The organism is Streptomyces sp. ST2-7A, from assembly GCF_021390475.1.
Lineage (GTDB): Bacteria > Actinomycetota > Actinomycetes > Streptomycetales > Streptomycetaceae > Streptomyces.
Genome location: NZ_JAJUWS010000024.1, coordinates 14,522 through 35,153 on the forward strand (window position 1 = coordinate 14,522; position 20,632 = coordinate 35,153).

The following is a 20,632-nucleotide window of genomic DNA, read 5'->3' on the forward strand; positions in this document are numbered from 1 at the left end:
GTGAGGACCGTGACGGAGAAGGAGATCATCGCGCCGGAGGGCGGCGGTGCGCCGCGTCGGCGCCACTGGCCGGCCGTCACGGCGGTGGCGGCGGCGGTTGCCCTGGTGGCCGGTGCCGTCTGGGCCGGATCCGGCGCGCTCGGCGACGGGGACGGCACGACCGCCACGGCCCCGCTGGTCCTGAACGGGCCGTTGGCGCGGGGAATCGCGGACGCGGCGGCGGCCGAGCACGCCACGATGCCCGGGTGGGACGGGGTGCCGGGTGGCGGGTACATCGCCGACGGCGACCTGCCGGAGGGCCCGGCCAACGGTCGGGTGCACCGGTTCGAGGGCGAGGTCCCCCGGGAGCGGGTGGTCGAACTGGCGGGACTGCTGGGGGTGGCCGGTGACCCCGTGGACCGGGACGACCACTGGGCGGTGGGCGGCGGTGAGCCCGGCGACCCGACGCTGGTGGTGGAGCGGGCCGCGCCCGGCACCTGGACCTTCCACACCCACGGTTTCCCCGAGGAGCCGATGCCGCTGCCCGAGGAGGTGGACCTGGTGATGCCCTCCCCGGTGGACCCGGACACGCCGGTGGACAACGGCTCGGTGAACGACGGCGGTGGCTCCGAGGGTCGGCACGGCGGAGAGGACTCCGCCCCGGACGGAGAGTGGGACGACGACGGTTTCGGTCTCGGTTCCGCCCCGCGCACCCCGGCCGAGCCGGTGGACGAGAAGGAGGCGATGGCCGCCGCCCGGCCGGTGCTGGAGGCCCTGGGTCTGGGCGACGCGGAGCCGGACGCCGGGACCGCCTTCGGTGAGAACCGCACCGTGCGGGTCTCGCCGACCATCGGTGATCTGCGGATCCTCAACTGGGACACCCTGGTGGAGATCGGCCCCGGGGGCACGCCGGTGGCCGGCTCGGGCACTCTGCTGAAGGCCGCGCCGGCCGAGGAGTACCCGCTGCTGAACGCGGAGGGCACGCTCGACCTGCTCAACGAGACGGTGGGCGGGGAGACCGCCCCGTCGAGCGGGCTCTCGGAGGAGGGTTCGCGCGGGGCCGAGGAACCGGTGACCGATGCCGTCCCGGCCGCTCCCGGGGACCCCGACGGGATGCCGGGTGAGGTCCCGCCGGTGGCCGCCACGGACGACGGTACCCTCGAAACCCTGCTGGTGGTGGACGCCGAGCCGATCCTGGCACCGTACCTGACCGGCGACGCGCCGGTACTGGTGCCCTCCTGGCTGTTCACGGTGGAGTCCCCCGACGGCTCCGGACTCGGCTTCCCGGTCTCGCACCCGGCGGTGCACCCCGACCACATCGACGACACCGGCCGCGGGGGCGGGCCGGGTTCCGGGGAGGCCGTGGGACCCCCGGCCGGAGGTCCCGGGAGCGGCCCGGAGACAGGCGTCGGGTCCCTCGACCCGGGTGTCGCTCCCGGCGGGGGCGCGGACGACGACCCCGGCAAGGGCTCGACCGGCGCGCCCAGGGACCCGGATCCGGAGACCGGCCTCTACCCGCCGGGGGACATGTCGGCCGGCGGCGGGGGCGACCGGTCGGGGGACCCGATGGCCGGGGCCCCGCACGTCTCCGCCGACCCGAAGGACCCCCGCTCATTGATCCACCGGCACTGGTGGGGGGTCTGCGGGGAGTACCGGATCCTCGTGGAGGAGACGCCGGAGAGCGTGACCCTGCGAGTGGAGGCGGAGCCCTCCGACGACCCCGAGGCCGTCTGCGTCATGATCGCCGTCCCGGTGGCCGACCGGGTGCCGCTGGAGGAGCCGCTGGGTGACCGCGTCGTGTTCGACGGCGAGGGCCGGGAGCTGCCCCGCCGGTGACGCCGGAAGGTTCGGAAAGGACCGGAAGGACCAGCGGGACGGGCGGGAACGACGAACGGCGTCGGCCCCCCCCCTGGGGGGGGGGGCCCCACGCCGTCCCGGCCGAGGGGCTCCGCGCCCGGGACGGGCCCGGGCGGAGCCGGGTCGGGGGTCAGCTGAAGGAGTCGCCGCAGGCGCAGGAGCCGGTGGCGTTGGGGTTGTCGATCGTGAAGCCCTGCTTCTCGATGGTGTCGACGAAGTCGATGGAGGCGCCGTGCAGGTACGGGGCGCTCATCCGGTCGGTGACGACCTTGACACCGTCGAAGTCCTTCACCACGTCCCCGTCGAGCGAGCGCTCGTCGAAGAAGAGCTGGTAGCGCAGTCCGGAGCAACCTCCCGGCTGCACGGCGACGCGCAACGAGAGGTCCTCGCGGCCTTCCTGCTCCAGCAGGCTCTTGACCTTGGCCGCGGCAGCGTCGGACAGGATGATGCCGTCGCTCGCAACGGTCTTGTCCTCAACGGACATGTGTTCCACTCCCGGGTCGTTGGACTGCTCTGCCGTCTGCGCGAACAGTCGGCCGACCGGTTTCATTCCGCGGCCGGCGTTCTTCGCTTCTCGTGGGCTTCCGGTTCGGCTCTCCGGAAGGTTCCCGCCCGCTCCGGGGCGGTGGCCGGGTCCCGGCGATGGGGCCCGGCGCCGCCGGTTCGGCGGGGGTACGGGGCGAACCCGCCCTCCCATGCTCGCACACCCGATGATGGTCGGTCCCGCCCCGGAAGCCGCCTCCCCCGACCGGACCCGGCGGTATGCGTCAGAGTGACGCGATCAACAGGCGGCGGGCATCGTCACAACGACGAAAAGCGGTTATCATCATTACCGTCAATAAGACGAAAAGAGTCGTGGGGTCGCTCCCGCGAGCGGGCCGCGTCGGAGCCGCACCCGCCGGACCCCGCCCCAGCGCGTCGGACCGGAACGGGCCGACCCCGCACGTCCGCGCGCGACGCGTGACCTCCCGCCCCACCCCGTGATGCCCCCGCGTCTCCGCGCCGGGGTCGCACGGAGCACCGCGAATTTTCCGCATACATCCGCAGAATCCGGCAGAAAATCTGCCGGAACACCCGCCGGAACACCCGCCAGAAAGGGTGCGTGTCGTGACCACCGCCCAGACCCCGGACGTCCAGCCGACCCCGCTCGCCCTGCTGCTGTTGGGGCGCGGGGCCGACCCGGCCAGTGAGCGCGGGGTGGACTGCCCCGGTGACCTGCCCTCCCCCTCCGACCCCGACCTGATCGAGCGCGCCCGGGCCGCCAAGGAACGCCTCGGGGAGAAGGTCTTCGTCCTCGGCCACCACTACCAGCGCGACGAGGTGATCGACTTCGCCGACGTCACCGGCGACTCCTTCAAGCTCGCGCGCGAGGCCGCCGCCCGGCCGCAGGCCCGGTACATCGTCTTCTGTGGCGTGCACTTCATGGCCGAGTCGGCCGACATCCTCACCTCCGACGCCCAGCAGGTGATCCTCCCCGACCTCGCGGCCGGCTGCTCCATGGCCGACATGGCCACCGCCGAGCAGGTCGAGGAGTGCTGGGACACGCTGACCGCCGCCGGCGTGGCGGGCGACACCGTGCCGGTGTCGTACATGAACTCCTCCGCCGACATCAAGGCCTTCACCGGACGACACGGCGGCACCATCTGCACCTCCTCCAACGCCCGGCGCGCCCTGGAATGGGCCTTCGACTCCTCCGGCGGCGGCGGCCGACGGGTGCTCTTCCTGCCGGACCAGCACCTGGGCCGCAACACCGCCATCCGCGATCTGGGGATGGCGCCGGAGGACTGCGTGGTCTACAACCCGCACCGGCCGGGTGGCGGACTCACCCCCGAGCAGTTGCGCGACGCCCGGATGATCCTGTGGCGCGGGCACTGCTCGGTGCACGGCCGCTTCTCCCTCGACTCGGTCCGCGAGGTCCGGGAGCGGGTCCCCGGCGTCAACGTGCTGGTGCACCCCGAGTGCCGGCACGAGGTGGTGGCCGCCGCCGACCGGGTGGGCTCCACCGAGTACATCATCCGCGCCCTGGAGGAGGCCCCGCCCGGATCGAAGTGGGCAGTGGGCACCGAATTGAACCTGGTCCGCCGGTTGGCGAAGCGGTACGCCCCGCAGGGCAAGGAGGTCGTCTTCCTCGACCGCACGGTGTGCTTCTGCTCCACCATGAACCGCATCGACCTGCCCCACCTGGTGCGCGGCCTGGAGTCGCTGGCCGAGGGCCGGGTGATCAACCGGATCACGGTGGACGAGGAGACCGCGCACTGGGCGCGGGTGGCGTTGGAGCGGATGCTGGCGCTGCCCTGAGCGGCGTGCCACGCCCCGCACGTCCGGCGCCCGCCGGGCCCGTTTCCGCCCCGACACCCGCCGGAGCGGAAACGGGCCCGTCCGTCAGCCGCGCGCCGGCGCCGGCCCGGGGGCGGCGTCGAAGATGTCGCCCCCGGGCCCCGGCTCGGGCACCCCGCGCTCACACGCCTCGGCGAGCAGCAACAATCCCAGCAGCGAGCCGACCAGCAGCACGACGATCATCCGGGAACGTGTGTTCATGGCCCGATCATGCCGGCGCGTCGCCCTTCGGCGCGGCGTGGCCGAGGCCTCCCTCCACACCTCCCCCGGCACCCCCGCCGCCGGCCCGCACCAGACCCGACTCGTAGGCCGCGATCACCAGTTGGGAGCGGTCCCGGGCACCCAGCTTGGTGAGCAGACGGTTGATGTGCGTCTTGACCGTCAGCGGGCTGACCGAGAGACGGTCCGCGATCCCGTCGTTCGACAACCCCGCCGCGACCTCCACCAGCACCTCCCGTTCCCGGGCCGTCAGCGCCTCCAGTCCCACCGGCTCGCGGGACGCGGCCGACCGGCCCTCCTCCTGTTCCAGGAACCGCCGGATCAGGCTGCCGGTCGCGGCCGGTGAGAGCAACGACTCCCCCGCCGCCGACCGTCGGATCGCGGTGATCAGCTCCTCCGGCTCCGCCCCCTTGCCGAGGAAGCCCGAGGCGCCCGCCCGCAGCGCGGCCACCACGTGGTCGTCCTGCTCGAAGGTGGTGAGCACGACGACCCGCACCCCCGCCGTCGCGGGGTCGGCGACGATCGCCCGGGTGGCCTCCAGGCCGTCGGTGCCGGGCATCCGGATGTCCATCAGCACGACGTCCACCCCGGGGTCCGCCCCGGCCTCCGGGGCGGACAGCGCCTCCAGCACCTCGCGACCGTTCCCCGCCTCCCCCACCACCGTCATGTCCGGCTCGGACTCCACCAGCACCCGCAGGGCGCTGCGCAGCAGCACCTGGTCGTCGGCGAGCAGCACCCTGATCATTTCCGTTCCTCCCCGCAGCACGGCAGGAGGCAGCGGAGTCGGCGCTCCCCCGCCCCGGTCTCCGCTCCGCCGGCCGTCGGTGGCCGGAGCGGCAGTGTCACCAGGACCCGGAAACCACCGTCGGGTCGCGGGCCGGCCACACAGGTTCCGCCGAGCGCCGCCGCCCGCTCGCGCATCCCGGTCAGTCCGTGACCGCCCGTCACCGGCCGGTGGGGGACGGCCTCCGGGGACGGGGAGGGCACCGGCCCCCCGGGCGGTTCCGCCCCGGACTCCGGCGGGCCCTCGTCGAGGACCTCGATCGTCAACCGGGGCTCGGTCGGCGCGCCCGAGCGGCTCAGCCGCACCGTCGCCCGGGCGGTCGCCCCGGCGTGCTTGTGGACGTTGGTCAGCGCCTCCCGCACCACGCGGTGGACCGCCAGATCAACCGCCACCGGCAGCGCCGGCCCCGGCGCGGGCCCCCGCACCGACACCCGCATCCCGGCACGGGTGAAGTCCTCGACCAGTTCGCCGAGGTCCGCGGATCCGCCCGCCGGGCGGGTGGGGGCGGAGGGTTCGTCGGGTCGGCGCAGCACCTCCACCGTCCCGTTCAACTCGGTCAGTGCCCGTCGGCCGGCCTCCCGCACGTGGGCCAGTGCCTCACGGGCCCGGTCCGGCCTGCTGTCCATCAGGTGCGAGGCCACCCCCGCCTGCACCGTGATCAGCGCGATGGTGTGGGCCACCACGTCGTGCAGTTCACGGGCGATCCGCAACCGCTCCTCCGCCACCCGGCGACGCGCCTCCTCCTCCCGGGTGCGCTCCGCCCGCTCGGCGCGCTCCCGGATGGCCCGGACCACCGCCCGACGACTGCGCACCGCCTCGCCCGCCGCCACGGCCATCAGGCCCCAGGCCAGGACCGCGACGTTGTCGGCGGCGTACCAGGGGCGGGGGCCGAGCAGCAGGGTGCCGGCGAGGAGCAGGGGCAGTGCGAGCGCCACCGACCGCCGGGCGGCGGGACGATCGATGCCCGCCGCGACCGAGAAGAGTGCGATCACCGGGGCGACCACCAGTGCGTTGTTGCGCTGCTCATCCGGGAGCAGCGCGGCGGTGAGCGACCACTCGACGAGGGCGAGCGGGACCGTGACGGCGAGCACCGCGCGCGGATGCCGACATCGGGCGACCAGCGCCGCGCAGGCGAGGAGTGCGAACAGCACGGTGTGCGGGGGCAGGGACCGGAACCCGATCTCGTTCCCGCCCTTGGGGTAGTGCAGGACGGTCGCCGAGAGCAGCAGGATGACGGCGAGGGCCGTGACGGCGGTGAGTCCGACCGACAGCAGGGGGTGGCCGGCGGGACGGAGGAGACGCGCGACCGGTCGGACGCCGGGGGCGGCCCTCTCCGGTGCCGGGGATCGCGGGGGATCCGACGGTCCGGGGTCGGTGGTCGTCCGCGCCGGCGGGATCACCGGGGGCGCGGGGGCGACCGGCGTGTCCGGTGTGTCCGGTGTGTCCGGTTCCGACGCGGCGGCGCCCCGCTTCCGGGAACGGAAACGGGGCGCCGCGACACGCATCAGGACCGGGCCGGCGGTTCGAGGGGGATCAGGCCCTCCTCCGACAACATGGCCCGGACCTCCTCGATGGTGGCCTCCGGGGCGGGGAGGATCAGCTCGGACGGCTCCAGGGAGTCGTCCGGCAACGGGGTGCCCATCGAGCGCACCGCCTCCAGCAGGGCCGCCAGGGTCCGTCGGAACCCCTCGTGGTCGCCCTGCTCCACCTCGGTCATGAGCTCGTCGTCGAGCTCGTTCAGCTTGGGGAAGTGGCTGTCGTCCAGCCGGACCTGCCCCTCCCCCATGATCCGTACGATCACACCGCGCTCCTTGCTACGGGCTGCCTGCACGCTTCGTCTGCTGCTCGGGGATGCGCGCGGTGGCACGGTCCTACCGGACCGCTCCCCCGTCGCCCCCGACCACACGCCCGCCGCGCGCCCCCGGACGGGGCACGGGACGACCGTGCGGGGCGACCGGCCGGGTACCGGACCCCGGACGAGCCGGGGAACCGGGACACCGGCGTTCGGACGCCGGGCCGGCGGACGACGCCGCCGTCACCCCCGAGGGGTGACGGACGGCGATCACCGCCGGCGGACCGACCGTCGGATCACTGCTGCTTGTCGAACCGGGGGTCCTGCTGCGCGGCCCGGTCGGCCCCACCGGCGCCGCCCTCCAGTGCCTGACGCTCGGCGCTTCCCCCGGACAGCTCGGCCTTCATCCGCTCCAGCTCCAGCTCCACGCCGGCGTCGCCGGAGACCCGGTCCAGCTCGGCACTGAGGTTGTCCTTGGAGGTGCCGGTGACATCGTCCAGGGCACCGGAGGCCAACAGCTCGTCGATCGCGCCGGAACGCGCCTGGAGTTCCTGGGTGCGGTCCTCGGCACGCTGGATCGCCATGCCGACGTCGCCCATCTCCTCGGAGATGCCGGAGAACGCCTCACCGATCCGGGTCTGCGCCTGGGCCGCGCTGTAGGTGGCCTTGATGGTCTCCTTCCGGGTGCGGAAGGCGTCCACCTTGGCCTGCAGCCGCTGGGCGGCCAGCGTCAGCTTCTCCTCCTCGCCCTGGAGGGTCCGGTGCTGCGTCTCCAGGTCGGTGACCTGCTGCTGGAGCCCTGCGCGGCGGGTGAGCGCCTCGCGGGCCAGGTCCTCGCGCCCCAGCGCCAACGCCTTCTTGCCCTGGTCCTCCAGTTTGTCGGACTGGCCGCGCAGCTGGTTGAGCTGCAACTCCAGTCGCTTGCGGGAGGTGGCCACGTCCGCCACACCGCGCCGTACCTTCTGGAGCAGCTCGAGCTGCTTCTGGTACGAGTAGTCGAGCGTCTCGCGCGGATCCTCCGCCCGGTCCAGGGCCTTGTTGGCCTTCGCGCGGAAGATCATCCCCATCCGCTTCATGACACCGCTCATGGGTCTCGCGCGCCCCCTTCGGACTGCCTCGAGTGTTCACCGTTCCTGGTACCCCTACTACCCTACGGGTCCCACCTCCATAAGAGCACCGGATGCCTCCGAAAGGGCTCCTCCTGCGGGACGATCACCCCGGCCGGCCTACCGCCGGAGGATGACGGGGGATCCCCCGGGCGGGCCCGCCCGTCACTCCCGCCCCGGGGCGCCCGGGGCGGGGTGTCCCGCGCGCGTCGGCGCGCGCGTCGGAACGACACGTGCCGGGGAACCGCCGGTGACCGAAGGGTGATCGAACGGTGCGGGCATCGGTGCCGGATCGTGCCCCACCGGGGGGTCCGCGGAAGGGGGGCACCGCTTACCCTGGGCGTGTGTTCCGAAGCCGCTCGAAAGAAAACCAGTCGTCACCGGCCGCCGAGACCGCCGCGGAGGAGGAGGCGCGGATCCGGGATCCGCAGGCCCCCAAGGGCCGCCCGACCCCCAAGCGCAGCGAGGCCGAGGCCCTGCGCAAGGCCTCGGCGCGCCCGCCGGCCGACCGCAAGGAGGCTGCCCGCCGGGCCCGCGAGGCGCGCCGCAGGGCCATGGAGAAGCAGCGCGAGGCGCTGGTCACCGGCCGGGAGGAGTTCCTCCCCCACCGGGACCGGGGTCCGGTGCGCCGATTCGCCCGCGACTTCGTGGACACCCGCTGGCACGTCGCCGAGTACTTCCTGATCTACGCGATCATCATCCTGGTGCTCTCGATGGTGCCGGGCCAGCAGCCGTTCGCGCTGTTGTTGTGGATGGGCATCATCCTGGCCATGATCGCCGACTGGGTGGCGCTGCGCTTCCGCCTCAAGCGGGCCCTCAACGAGCGCTTCCCGAACGAGAGCCACAAGGGCGCCTTCCCCTACGCGCTGATGCGTACCCTCCAGGTGCGGCGCCTGCGGCTGCCCAAGCCGCAGGTCAAGCGCGGCGAGTCGCCACGCTGACACCGTCCCGACGGGGCATCGGCACGGGCCCCGTCGGGTCCGGGAAACGTCCGAGGGGGCGGTCGCGACATCCGTCGCGACCGCCCCCTCGCCGTGCGGGTCCGCACCGACGCGGCCGGGTCCCGGATCGGGGGCTACGCGTCGGGCACGTCGGCGGGCGGGTCCTCCGCGTGCAGGCCCATCGGCCCGTACACCACCGCGTCGTCCTCCAGCAGGACGACCCGGTCGATGCCCTCCTCCGCGAGACCCTGCCAGTTCTCCCCCAACCAGCTCTCGGCATCGCCCTGGGTGCCGAACCCGCCCGGCGGATCGGCGGGTGGGTGCTCGGTCCCGTCCGCCTTCTCGAACCGCCACTGCCAGGCCATGCGCGCCTCCCGGGGTCGTCGGTGATGTTCTGGGAACACTGCCCGGAAGAGTAGCCCTCCGAGCGCGAAGGGGTGGACAGGCGGCAGGATCGAGGGGTGGACATCACCCTGCTCGGCACCGGCGCGCCCACCGGGCTGCCGCGGCCCGACTGTTCCTGCGCGGCCTGCGCCCGCGCTCTCGGCCCCGAGGCCCGGGCCGCCACCTCGGTCCTGGTGGACGGCGTGTTGCTGTTGGATCTCACTCCGGGCGCGGCGCTGGCCGCCGCCAGGGCGGGCCGCACGCTGCACGGCGTGCGGCAGGTGGTGCTCGCCCACCCGCACGACGGCCCGGTGCCCGAGTTCCCCGGCGACCTGCCGCCCGCCGTGCGACTGCCGGCCGGGGAGGAGTTGGCGCTGTTGACCGGACACCGGGTCCGGGCCGTGGCCCCGGACTCCCCCGGCACCGGCTACGCGGTGACCGGCCCGGACGGCCACCGGTTGCTGTACCTGCCGCCCGGCGCCGGACCGGCCGGGGAGCGCACCGACCGGACACCGCTGGAGTTGTGCCTGGTGGACGTGGTCAAACGCCCGGACGCGGTGGCCCGGTTGCGGGCCGGCGGGGCGATCGGTCCGGCCACGGATCTGGTGGCCGTCCACCTCGACCACGACGTACCGCCGGGACCCGAGTTGCACCGCCGACTGGCCGCCGCCGGGGCCAGGGCCGCGCCGGACGGAGCGGTGTTCGCCACCGACGGCCCGGTACCCGCCCCCGTGGTCCCGCGCCGCACCCTGGTGCTGGGCGGCGCCCGATCGGGCAAGTCCCTGGAGGCGGAACGACGGTTGGAGACCTTCCCCGAGGTGGTCTACGCGGCGACCGGCGGTGGGCGGGCGGGTGACGCCGAGTGGGGGGAACGGGTGCGGACGCACCGCGAGCGCCGACCGGCCGGCTGGACCACCGAGGAGACCCGGGATCCGGTGCCACTGCTGCGGGCCGAGGGCCCCCCGTTGCTGGTGGACTGCCTGTCGCTGTGGCTGACCGCCGTCATGGACACCGCCGGCGCCTGGGAGGAGGACCGTTGGCGGAACGGGGCCGCGACGGAGGTGCGACGGCGGATCGGGGAGTTGGCCGACGCCATCCGGCACACCCCCCGCACGGTGGTGGCGGTGAGCAACGAGGTGGGGTCGGGGGTGGTGCCCGCGACACCGGCCGGGCGGCGGTTCCGCGACGAGTTGGGCCGGTTGAACGCGGCGGTCGCCGCCGAGTGCGAACAGGTGCTGCTGGTGGTGGCCGGAACCGCCCTGCCACTGCGCGGTTGAGCCCCTCCGGGCGGAGTCGGCGACCCGCCGCGGGTACGCTCGGGCGCATGAGTGACGGCAGTCTCGACCTCGACGTCTTCGGCGATCTGATCAAGCGTCCGGACGCGGCCGTGCGACGCGCCGCCGAGTCCCTGCGGGCGGCCCGGGCACCGGGTACCGGGGCCCTCGGCCGCCTCGACGACCTCGGGGTGTGGCTGGCCGGGGTGCAGGGCCGTTCCCCTGCCTCCGCGATCGAGCGCCCCCGTCTGGTGGTCTTCGCCGGCGACCACGGCGTGGCCCGGGCCGGGGTCTCCGCCCGCCCGGTGGCCGGTGCCCACCTGCTGGTCCGCGCGCTGTTGGACGGCGGGAGCCCGGCGGCGATCCTGGCCCGGCGCTCGGGGGTGTCGGTGCGGGTCGTGGACATGGCCCTGGACTGCGACCCGCTGGGTCTGCCCGAGGAGGTGACTCGGCATCGGGTGCGTCGGGGGTCCGGCCGGCTGGACGTGGAGGACGCGCTCACCCGGGAGGAGGCCGAGCGGGCCTTCCGCACCGGCATGGCGATCGCCGACGAGGAGGCCGACTCGGGCACCGACCTGATCGTGCTCGGTGACCTGTCGGTCGGCGGCACCACCGCCGCCGCGGTGCTCACGGGGGCGCTGTGCGGTACCGACGCCTCGGTGGTCACCGGGCGCGGCGGACTGCGGATCGACGACGCCCTCTGGATGCGCAAGTGTGCCGCGATCCGCGACGGACTGCGGCGCGCCCGTCCCGTGCTCGGCGACCAGGTGCGCCTGCTGGCCGCGGTGGGGGGCGCCGACCTCGCCGCGATGACCGGCTTCCTGTTGCAGGCGGCGGTGCGGCGCACCCCGGTGCTCCTGGACGGCGTGGTCACCACCGCCTGCGCGCTGCTGGCGCAGCGGATCGCCTTCCGGGCGCCGGACTGGTGGCTGGCCGGTCACGCCGGGAGCGAGCCGGGACAGGCCAAGGCGCTGGACCGGATGAATCTGGAGCCGGTGACGGACCTCGGGGTGACCACCGGGGAGGGGGTGGGCGCGTTGCTCGCGCTGCCGGTGGTGCTCTCCGCCGCCGCCCTGACCGCCGAGGCGCCGGTGCCGGCCGGCTCCGGGACCGGTGCCCCGGCGGGGGATGCCGACGCCGGGGTCGATGGGAACGGGGCGGATGAGGACGGGGCCGGCGGCGACATCGCGGACACCGCCCCCGGGGAGGATTCCCGGGACGCCGCGCCGTCGGAGCCCGTCGGAGCCCCCGGCGGGCCCACCCCGGACGCGGGCGCCGGGGAGGGGGCCCCTCCCCGGCGCCCGGCCCACCCCGGTCCCGCCTGACCCCGCCCGGCCCCGGACCCCGTGCGCGGGCTCACGGGGTCCGCCGGGGCGGGCTCGCCGGGGCTCCGCCGTCCCCCGCCGCCCCACCGGTCACCGGGGTCGGGGCCGGGATCTCCTCGTCCGGCGTGCCGCCCAGGAGGTCGGAGATCCGCCGCAGTGCCGGATCCCAGCGGCGGTCGTGCCGCTCGGCCCGTCGCCGGGCCCGTGTCATGGCGCGGGCCCGGCGACCCCGGTAGCGGCGACGGGCCCAGGGCGAGGCGGGTCGGGCCAGCCGTACCGCGCCCACCAGCGCGACGAACGGGACCAGCACCCCCACCACGGCCATCCACGGCTTGCCCTTGATCAGCGCGACCAGCGCGCACCCGAAATGGAACAGGACCGTGCCGGTGACCGCCCAGCCGTTGCGCGACTGTTCCTCGGTCAGGTTCTCCACGCCCAGGGGCAGATAGCCGGCCAGCACCAGTCCGACCCCGGCGGCCGTCAGCGCGACCACCTCCACGCTGCGCCGCCCCTCGTCGCTCCAGTAGACGTCGGACAGGTGCAGGATCAGGGCGAACTCGTCGAGCACCAGGCCCGCCCCGGCGCCGAAGACCACGGCGCAGACCACGGCGGGCCATCCGTCGTCGCCGGCGGCCACCGCGCCGAAGCCGCCGACCGTCATGAGCACCACGCCGGGCACCGCGTGGTGGACGTGCAGTCCGCCGGTGGACACGTTCCGGAAGGGTCCGCGTCCGGCGCGGATCATCCGGGTGACCAGGCGGACCCCGGCGAAGGTCAGCAGGAAGGCGGCGAACGCCCACAACAGCGCGGGTCGATCCGTGGCGGCCACGGCCAGGGACGCCCCTCCGGGGTCACCCGACGGGATCGGGGCGGGGCCCGGGGGGAACGCCGCCGGGAAGAGGGATCCGGGGGAAGGGCGGGCCGGGGGCGGGAACCACTCCATGGCCGCCAAGGGTGCGGCGGCTACGCTGCCCGGCCATGGACGCCACGCCGCAGCCGCCCCCCGATCACCCGCCCGCCGGCGAGCCCGATGCCGGGGCCGGGAGCCCGGGGCGGCCGGGCCCCACGGACGGTCCCCGGTTCGCGCTGGGCACCCTGACGATCCTGCCGGTGCGGGTACGGCGCTGGGACCGGGCGGCGGCCCGGGCCGGGATGGGCTGGGCACCGTTGGCGGGTCTGGTCGTGGGCGTCGCGGCGGGGACGGCCGGGGCCGGAGCGGTGGCGGCCGGGACGGGGACACTGCTCGGCGCGGTGGCCGCCGTGGCGGTGCCGGCCGTCCTGACCCGCGGCCTGCACCTGGACGGGCTGGCCGACGTGGCCGACGGGCTGGGCAGCGGGAAACCCGCCGACGAGGCGTTGCGGATCATGAAGCGCTCGGACATCGGACCGTTCGGCGTGGTGACCCTGGTCCTGGTGCTGCTGGGTCAGGTGGCGGCTGCGCAGGCGCTGTTCGCACACGGCTGGGCGATGGGAGCGACGGCGGTGTGCCTCGCGCACGTCACCGGCCGGACGGCCCTGACCCTGGCCGCGCGCCGGGGGGTGCCGGCGGCCCGCCCCGGCGGGCTGGGCGCGATGGTGGCGGGCACGGTGCCGAGGACGGGGGCGATGCTGCGGACGGGCGCGGTGACACTGCTCGGCGCGGGCGCCGGCGCGGTGGCGGGGGCCGCGGGCCCGCCCGGCGTCCCGGCCGGCGGGGTCGGTGGCGCGGTGCTCGGCGGGGTGGCCGGCGCGGCGGTGGTGATCTGTGGAACGGTGGTCTCCGAGGCGGTGCTGCGACGCTGCCGTCGCCGGTTGGGCGGGGTGACGGGGGACGTCTTCGGGGCGCTGGCGGAGAGCGCGACGACCACGGCACTGGTCGTCGCGGCGGTGGCCGCGGGGATCGCCGCGGGGTGACGCGGGGGTGACCCGGGCTGCTCCGACAGGAGGTGTCGGCCGAGCGGTGCCGGTGGGGCGGGGCGTAGGCTCGGGAGCCCGGAGCGCGGCCCCGGGGGCGACCCTCCCGGGATCCCCCTCCGGTGTCCGGACGATCCATCATCGAAACGAACAGGACTCTCCTCACCGTGACTGCACTGACCCTCAGTTCCTCCACCGCCGCGAAAGTGCGTGCGGACGCCGTGGTGATCGGCGTCGTCAAGGGCGGGGACGGCCCGCTGCCGACACCCGGTGTCGAGGCCTCGGACGCCGTGGACGCCGCCTTCGGCGGCCGGTTGGCCGCGCTGCTGACCACGCTCGGGGCCACCGGCGCCGAGAGCGAGATCACCAAGCTGCCGGCGCCCGAGGGCTTCGAGGCGGACCTGCTGGTGGCGGTCGGGCTCGGTCCGGCGCCGGCCGACGACACCGCCCCGGCGACCGAGACGCTGCGGCGGGCGGCCGGCGCGGCGGCCCGCGCGCTGACCGGCACCGGGCACGCCGCCTTCGCGCTGTCCTCCTCGGACCCGGCCGCGGTCGCCGCGGTGGCCGAGGGGGCGCTGCTGGGTTCCTACGCCTTCACCGAGTTCCGGGGCGCCGGGGAGGACGGCGACGGGAAGTCCGGTCGGGGCCGGCGGTTCGGTCGGGGGCGCAAGGAGGACGGCCGGGACGCCTCCGCGCCGCTCGCCGAGGTGACGATCGCGGGTCTGGACGCCAAGAGCGCCAAGGGCTCGGAGCTGAAGGCGGTCGCCGAGCGGGCCGAGGTGCTCGCGCAGGAGATCGCCCGGGCCAGGGACCTGGTCAACACCCCGCCGAACGCCCTGAACCCGGCGGAGTTCGCCGCTCTGGCGGGTACGGCCGCCAAGGAGCACGGCCTGAAGATCGAGGTGCTGGACGAGCAGGCCCTGGGCAAGGGCGGCTACGGCGGCATCATGGGCGTGGGCCAGGGTTCCCAGAGCCCGCCCCGGCTGGTCCGGCTGACCTGGCGGCACTCCAAGGCGCAGCACTCGCTGGCGCTGATCGGCAAGGGCATCACCTACGACTCCGGCGGCATCTCGCTGAAGCCGGCCGGGTCCAACGAGACCATGAAATGCGACATGGCGGGCGCGGCGGCGGTCTTCGCCGCCGTGGTCTCGGCGGCGCGGCTGGGCCTGCGGGTCAACGTGACCGGCTGGCTGGCGCTGGCCGAGAACATGCCCTCCGGTTCGGCGACCCGTCCGGGCGACGTGCTGACCATGTACAGCGGCAAGACGGTGGAGGTGCTCAACACCGACGCCGAGGGGCGGCTGGTGATGGCCGACGCCCTGGCGCGCGCGGGCGAGGATTCCCCGGACGCGCTGGTGGACGTGGCGACGCTGACCGGCGCGATGGTGGTGGCGCTGGGCAAGCGGACCTTCGGCGTCATGTCCAACGAGGACTCCTTCCGCGACCTGGTGCACGGGATCGCGGGCGAGGTCGGCGAGCAGTCGTGGCCGATGCCGCTGACGGAGGACCTGATGGAGGGCCTGAAGTCCTCGGTGGCGGACATCGCCAACGTGGGCGACCGGATGGGCGGCGGCCTGTCGGCCGGGCTGTTCCTGAAGGAGTTCGTCGCCGACGGCACCCCGTGGGCGCACCTGGACATCGCCGGTCCGGCCTTCAACGACGGCTCCCCCTTCGGCTACACCCCCAAGGGCGGCACCGGCTCGTCCGTGCGCACCCTGGTGCGGCTGATCGAGCGGGTGGCCGAGGACGGCCTGCCGGGCTGACACCGGCACGTCCCGCCGGTGCCGACCCCGCGTCGGCACCGGCGGGCGGCGGATCGCCGGCCCGGCGGGCGGGTGGCGGGGATCGGCGGACGGTCGGGGATGTCGGTGGGCGGTGTGGAACGCCACCGAGCGGCACCGAGTGGTACTACCGACGGGTAATCGGCACGACTGCGCCCGAGAACCGCCCGCAATGCCCGATGAACACCATTCGGCACCACTTCGTCCGACGGCCCCGCGTCCCGCCGGCCCCGGACAGGTGCGAAGATGGTGTTCCGGCAGGACAGGGGCCCGGCTCATCCGCTGAACGGGAGTACGAGTCACCACTAGCCGTTTTTCCAGCGGCGCACACACATCCGCCGGAACGGTCATGGGCGACCGGATCCGGCGAACCCCATGCATGGAGGACGTGACGTGGCGAACGACGCCAGCACCGTTTTCGACCTAGTGATCCTCGGCGGCGGGAGCGGCGGCTACGCCGCGGCCCTGCGCGCGTCGCAGCTCGGGCTGGACGTCGCCCTGATCGAGAAGGACAAGCTCGGCGGCACCTGCCTGCACTACGGCTGCATCCCCACCAAGGCACTGCTGCACGCCGGTGAGGTCGCCGACGCCGCCCGTGAGGGCGAGCAGTTCGGCGTGAAGAGCACCTTCGAGGGCATCGACATGCCCAAGGTGCACTCCTACAAGGACGGCGTGGTCTCCGGCCTCTACAAGGGCCTGCAGGGCCTGGTGGCCTCCCGGAAGATCACCTACGTCCAGGGGGAGGGCCGCCTCTCCTCCGCCACCTCGGTGGACGTGAACGGCGAGCGCTACACCGGCCGCCACATCCTGCTGGCGACCGGCTCGGTGCCCAAGTCCCTGCCGGGCCTGGAGATCGACGGCGACCGCGTCATCTCCTCCAACCACGCCCTGAAGCTGGACCGGGTGCCGAAGTCGGTCGTCATCCTGGGCGGCGGCGTCATCGGCTGCGAGTTCGCCTCCGCGTGGCGCTCCTTCGGCAGCGAGGTCACCATCGTCGAGGGCCTCCCGCACCTGGTGCCGGCCGAGGACGAGAACAGCTCCAAGCTGCTGGAGCGCGCCTTCCGCAAGCGCGGCATCGCCTTCTCCCTGGGCTCCTTCTTCGAGAAGGCCGAGTACACCGACGACGGCGTGAAGGTCTCGCTGGCCAACGGCAAGACCTTCGAGGCCGAACTGCTGCTGGTGGCCATTGGTCGCGGCCCGGTCTCGCAGGGCCTGGGTTACGAGGAGGTCGGGGTCGCGATGGACCGCGGCTATGTGACCGTCGACGAGCACTGCCGCACGAACATCGACACCATCTCGGCGGTCGGAGACCTCATCCCGACCCTCCAGCTGGCGCACGTCGGCTTCGCCGAGGGCATCCTGGTGGCCGAGCGGCTCGCCGGACAGAACCCGGTGCCGATCGACTACGACGGCGTCCCCCGGGTCACCTACTCCCACCCCGAGGTCGCCTCCGTCGGCATCACCGAGGCCAAGGCCAAGGAGCTGTACGGCGCCGACAAGGTCGTCACCCTCAAGTACAACCTGGGCGGCAACGGCAAGAGCAAGATCCTGAAGACCCAGGGCGAGATCAAGCTCGTCCAGGTCCGTGACGGCGCCGTCGTCGGTGTGCACATGGTCGGCGACCGGCTCGGCGAGCAGGTGGGCGAGGCCCAGCTGATCTACAACTGGGAAGCGCTGCCCGCCGAGGTCGCGCAGCTGATCCACGCGCACCCGACCCAGAACGAGGCCCTCGGCGAGGCGCACCTGGCGCTGGCCGGCAAGCCGCTGCACTCGCACGACTGACCGGCCCGCCCGAGGCGCGCCCCCATCCGTACTTCCCGTAAGGAGCAACCGAAACCATGGCGGTTTCCGTAACCCTTCCGGCGCTCGGCGAGAGCGTCTCCGAGGGCACCGTCACCCGTTGGCTGAAGGCCGAGGGTGAACGGGTCGAGGCCGACGAGCCACTGCTCGAGGTCTCCACCGACAAGGTCGACACCGAGATCCCCGCTCCGGCGGCCGGCGTGCTCTCCGCCATCAAGGTCGCCGAGGACGAGACCGTCGAGGTGGGCGCCGAGCTGGCGATCATCGACGACGGCACCGGCGACGACTCCGCCCCGGCCCCGGCGGAGGAGTCCGCTCCCGAGCCGGAGGCCGAGCCGGCCGCCTCCACCTCCTCCGAGCCCGCCGGTTCCTCCGCCTCCTCCTCCGGAGCGGACTACTCCGGCCCGGCCCCCGAAGCGGCCGAATCGGCCGACTCCGGCGGTTCGGCGCAGGGCACCGACGTGACCCTGCCCGCGCTGGGCGAGTCCGTCACCGAGGGCACCGTCACCCGTTGGCTCAAGGAACTCGGCGAGGAGGTCGAGGCCGACGAGCCACTGCTCGAGGTCTCCACCGACAAGGTCGACACCGAGATCCCCTCCCCCGTCTCCGGGACCCTGCTGGAGATCCTGGTCGGCGAGGACGAAACCGCCGAGGTCGGCGCGCGGCTCGCGGTGGTCGGCGAGAAGGGTGCCGCCCCGGCCCCCGCCGCCGAGCAGCCGAAGGCCGAACCGAAGCCCGAGCCCGCGCCCGCGCCGAAGGCCGAGGAGAAGCCCGCCCCGGCCCCCGCGCCGCGGGCCGAGCAGCCGAAGGCCGAGCCGAAGCGGGAGCCCGCGTCGGCCCCCGCCCCGGCGGCCAAGCCCGCCGCCCCCGCTCCGGGGACCGACGGCGCCTACGTCACCCCGCTGGTGCGCAAGCTCGCCGGCGAGCACGACGTGGACCTGTCCACCGTCAAGGGCACCGGTGTCGGCGGCCGCATCCGCAAGCAGGATGTGCTGTCGGCCGCCGAGGAGGCCCGTGCGGCGAAGGAGCGGCCGGCCCCGGCCGCCGCCCCCTCCGCTCCTTCCGCCCCGGCGGCCGTGCCCGCCGCCGCGGCGGAGCTGCGCGGCAAGACGGTCAAGATGACCCGCATCCGCAAGGTCATCGCCGAGAACATGATGAAGGCGCTGCACAACCAGGCGCAGCTGTCCTCCGTCGTCGAGGTCGACGTCACCCGGGTCATGCGCCTGCGCGCCCGGGCCAAGGAGGACTTCCTGGCCCGCGAGGGCGTCAAGCTCTCCCCGATGCCGTTCTTCGTCAAGGCCGCCGCCGAGGCGCTGAAGGCCCACCCGGTCATCAACGCCCGGATCAACGACGACGGCACCGTGACCTACCACGACGTCGAGAACGTCGGCATCGCGGTGGACTCGGAGAAGGGCCTGATGGTCCCGGTGATCAAGGACGCGGGCGACCTCAGCCTGGCCGGGATCGCCAAGCGGACCGCCGAGCTGGCGGGCAAGGTGCGCAGCGGCAAGCTGAGCCCGGACGACATGTCCGGCGGCACCTTCACCATCAGCAACACCGGTTCGCGGGGCGCGCTGTTCGACACGATCATCGTGAACTACCCGCAGGTCGCCGAGTTGGGGATCGGCGCCACCGTGCGCCGCCCGGTGGTCATCGACCACCCGGAGCTGGGCGAGACCATCGCCATCCGCGACATGGTCTACCTGACCCTGTCCTACGACCACCAGCTGGTGGACGGCGCGGACGCGGCCCGCTACCTCAACGAGATCAAGACCCGCCTGGAGGCGGGCGGGTTCGAGGGCGAGCTGGGGCTGTAACCTCCCCGCCCGCTCGACGGTGCCCCGTCGGTCCCCCGCGGACCGACGGGGCACCGTCGCGTCCGGGGCCGACCGGTCGCCGAACCCCGGGTACCGGTCGCCGAGGCCGGCCCCGAACCGCCCGGCCCCTCCGGTCCCGGGGCAGGATGGTGCCGTGCGTGCCGCCCGGTTGATCCACCTGGTCCTGCTCCTCCAGCAACGCCACCGGATGACCGCCGCCGAGCTCGCCGCCGAGCTGGAGGTCTCCGAACGCACGGTGGCCCGGGACGTCACGGCCCTGGCCGAGGCCGGCATCCCGGTGCTCGCGGAGCGCGGACGAGCGGGCGGCTACTCCCTGGTGGCCGGCTACCGGACCCGACTGACCGGCCTGGACGGCCGGGAGGCCGCCGCGCTGCTGCTCTCGGCGGTACCCGCCGCCGTCCGCGACCTCGGGCTGGACGGCGCCGCGGGTCCGGCCCGGCTCAAACTGGCCGCCGCGCTGGGACCGGAGGCGGCCGACCTCGGCCGCCGGACCGCCGAGCGCTTCCACCTGGACGCCCCCGACTGGTGGCGTTCCGCCCCCACTCCCCCGCTGCTGTCCGTGCTGGCCGGGGCCGTCCGCGACGACCTGCGCCTGTCCTGCCGCTACCGGCGCGGTGACGGCGAGGTGGTGGAGCGACCGCTGGAACCGCACGGCCTGGTGCTCAAGGCGGGTGTCTGGTACCTCGTCGCCCGCCCCGCCGGGAGCGGGACGGACGACCACCGGACCTATCGCGCCGAAAGGTTTCTCGCCGCCGAGCCGACCGGGGCCCGCTTCGAGCGGGACCCCGGGCTGGACCTGGCGGCGCTGTGGGAACGGCGGGCGGTGGAGTTCGCCCGCTCACTGCTGCGGGAGACCGTCGTGGTGCGGCTCACGGAGGCCGGGGCCCGTCGGCTGCCGCACGTCACCGACCGGCGGGCCGCCGAGGAGGCGCTGGCGTCCGCCGAACCGCCGGACCCGACGGGCCGACGGACGGTCGTCCTGGCCGTGGAGTCGGTGGAGGTCGCCGCCGACCAGGTGCTCCGGCTGGGGCCGGAGGCCGAGGCGCTGGCCCCGCCGGGGTTCCGCGCCCGCCTGACCGACCTCCTGCACCGCGCCGCCGCCCTCTACCCCCCACCCGACCGGGTCGCACCGCCCCCACCCGACCCGGTCGCACCGCCCCCACCCGACCCGGCCCTGTAAAAAACCCCCATCCGGTGCCGGAGGCGTCCCGGGCCCGGCGCGGGGATCGACGACCGCGTCGGGCACGGCCGCTTCGAGCGGCCCCGGCCACCCCGCCCAACCGCCGTCATCGGCCCCGACACCGGCCGCGCCGGCATGGCCG

General features: G+C 74.6%; 18 protein-coding genes. 10 read left to right on the forward strand and 8 right to left on the reverse strand.

All coding sequences use genetic code 11. The annotated features are described in order from the left end of the window. Positions 1 to 9 precede the first annotated feature (9 nt). Complete coding sequence (locus LZF96_RS15625; RefSeq protein ID WP_233872074.1) at positions 10 to 1,815, forward strand: hypothetical protein; 1,806 nt, start codon at positions 10 to 12, stop codon at positions 1,813 to 1,815. A gap of 151 nt (positions 1,816 to 1,966) precedes the next feature. On the opposite strand, the gene erpA is transcribed toward LZF96_RS15625, so the two are convergent. Continuing rightward, on the reverse strand, positions 1,967 to 2,320 hold the full coding sequence (gene erpA / locus LZF96_RS15630) for an iron-sulfur cluster insertion protein ErpA (RefSeq protein WP_143617914.1): 354 nt from the start codon (positions 2,318 to 2,320) through the stop codon (positions 1,967 to 1,969). Between the two features lie 623 nt (positions 2,321 to 2,943). On the opposite strand from erpA, the gene nadA reads away from it, so the two are divergent. Further along, positions 2,944 to 4,134, forward strand: a complete 1,191-nt coding sequence (gene nadA, locus LZF96_RS15635; RefSeq protein WP_233872077.1) for a quinolinate synthase NadA — start codon at positions 2,944 to 2,946, stop codon at positions 4,132 to 4,134. A gap of 84 nt (positions 4,135 to 4,218) precedes the next feature. Here nadA and LZF96_RS15640 read toward each other — a convergent pair whose 3' ends face one another. The 5 genes from LZF96_RS15640 to LZF96_RS15660 form a co-directional block, all read right to left on the reverse strand. Continuing rightward, entirely contained in the window at positions 4,219 to 4,374 is a 156-nt protein-coding gene (locus LZF96_RS15640) for a hypothetical protein (protein ID WP_233872080.1), read from the reverse strand. Positions 4,375 to 4,381: 7 nt separating this feature from the next. Then, positions 4,382 to 5,137, reverse strand: a complete 756-nt coding sequence (locus LZF96_RS15645; protein ID WP_233872083.1) for a response regulator transcription factor — start codon at positions 5,135 to 5,137, stop codon at positions 4,382 to 4,384. Then, positions 5,134 to 6,576 carry a histidine kinase gene (locus tag LZF96_RS15650; RefSeq protein ID WP_233872086.1) on the reverse strand — a complete coding sequence of 481 codons (1,443 nt, stop codon included), beginning with the start codon at positions 6,574 to 6,576 and terminating at the stop codon, positions 5,134 to 5,136. Before LZF96_RS15650 ends, LZF96_RS15645 begins: the two co-directional genes overlap by 4 nt. Positions 6,577 to 6,680: 104 nt before the next feature. Beyond that, on the reverse strand, positions 6,681 to 6,977 hold the full coding sequence (locus tag LZF96_RS15655; protein ID WP_233872255.1) for a hypothetical protein: 297 nt from the start codon (positions 6,975 to 6,977) through the stop codon (positions 6,681 to 6,683). Between the two features lie 287 nt (positions 6,978 to 7,264). After that, positions 7,265 to 8,044, reverse strand: a complete 780-nt coding sequence (locus LZF96_RS15660) for a PspA/IM30 family protein (RefSeq protein WP_233872258.1) — start codon at positions 8,042 to 8,044, stop codon at positions 7,265 to 7,267. A 374-nt stretch (positions 8,045 to 8,418) separates the two neighbouring features. Between LZF96_RS15660 and LZF96_RS15665 the strand changes: the two genes are divergently transcribed. Next, positions 8,419 to 9,015, forward strand: a complete 597-nt coding sequence (locus tag LZF96_RS15665; protein WP_233872089.1) for a DUF3043 domain-containing protein — start codon at positions 8,419 to 8,421, stop codon at positions 9,013 to 9,015. A gap of 134 nt (positions 9,016 to 9,149) precedes the next feature. Here the strand turns inward: LZF96_RS15665 and LZF96_RS15670 are convergent, their stop codons facing one another. Continuing rightward, complete coding sequence (locus LZF96_RS15670) at positions 9,150 to 9,380, reverse strand: hypothetical protein (protein WP_233872092.1); 231 nt, start codon at positions 9,378 to 9,380, stop codon at positions 9,150 to 9,152. A 96-nt stretch (positions 9,381 to 9,476) separates the two neighbouring features. Between LZF96_RS15670 and LZF96_RS15675 the strand changes: the two genes are divergently transcribed. Continuing rightward, on the forward strand, positions 9,477 to 10,676 hold the full coding sequence (locus LZF96_RS15675; protein WP_233872095.1) for a bifunctional adenosylcobinamide kinase/adenosylcobinamide-phosphate guanylyltransferase: 1,200 nt from the start codon (positions 9,477 to 9,479) through the stop codon (positions 10,674 to 10,676). Positions 10,677 to 10,723: 47 nt separating this feature from the next. Further along, positions 10,724 to 11,998, forward strand: coding sequence for a nicotinate-nucleotide--dimethylbenzimidazole phosphoribosyltransferase (gene cobT, locus LZF96_RS15680; protein ID WP_233872099.1), 1,275 nt, complete (start codon positions 10,724 to 10,726; stop codon positions 11,996 to 11,998). A 31-nt stretch (positions 11,999 to 12,029) separates the two neighbouring features. On the opposite strand, the gene LZF96_RS15685 is transcribed toward cobT, so the two are convergent. Further along, entirely contained in the window at positions 12,030 to 12,827 is a 798-nt protein-coding gene (locus tag LZF96_RS15685) for a hypothetical protein (RefSeq protein WP_233872102.1), read from the reverse strand. 149 nt (positions 12,828 to 12,976) lie between these two features. Here LZF96_RS15685 and LZF96_RS15690 point away from each other — a divergent pair, with 149 nt between their 5' ends. From LZF96_RS15690 to LZF96_RS15710, 5 genes are all read left to right on the forward strand, one after another. After that, positions 12,977 to 13,891 carry an adenosylcobinamide-GDP ribazoletransferase gene (locus LZF96_RS15690; protein ID WP_233872105.1) on the forward strand — a complete coding sequence of 305 codons (915 nt, stop codon included), beginning with the start codon at positions 12,977 to 12,979 and terminating at the stop codon, positions 13,889 to 13,891. A 167-nt stretch (positions 13,892 to 14,058) separates the two neighbouring features. Then, on the forward strand, positions 14,059 to 15,654 hold the full coding sequence (locus LZF96_RS15695) for a leucyl aminopeptidase (RefSeq protein WP_233872108.1): 1,596 nt from the start codon (positions 14,059 to 14,061) through the stop codon (positions 15,652 to 15,654). A gap of 411 nt (positions 15,655 to 16,065) precedes the next feature. Further along, positions 16,066 to 17,454, forward strand: coding sequence for a dihydrolipoyl dehydrogenase (gene lpdA, locus LZF96_RS15700; RefSeq protein ID WP_233872111.1), 1,389 nt, complete (start codon positions 16,066 to 16,068; stop codon positions 17,452 to 17,454). A gap of 56 nt (positions 17,455 to 17,510) precedes the next feature. Then, on the forward strand, positions 17,511 to 19,289 hold the full coding sequence (gene sucB / locus LZF96_RS15705) for a 2-oxoglutarate dehydrogenase, E2 component, dihydrolipoamide succinyltransferase (protein WP_233872113.1): 1,779 nt from the start codon (positions 17,511 to 17,513) through the stop codon (positions 19,287 to 19,289). Positions 19,290 to 19,443: 154 nt separating this feature from the next. After that, positions 19,444 to 20,490 carry a YafY family protein gene (locus LZF96_RS15710; protein WP_233872116.1) on the forward strand — a complete coding sequence of 349 codons (1,047 nt, stop codon included), beginning with the start codon at positions 19,444 to 19,446 and terminating at the stop codon, positions 20,488 to 20,490. The last annotated feature ends 142 nt before the right edge of the window (positions 20,491 to 20,632 follow it).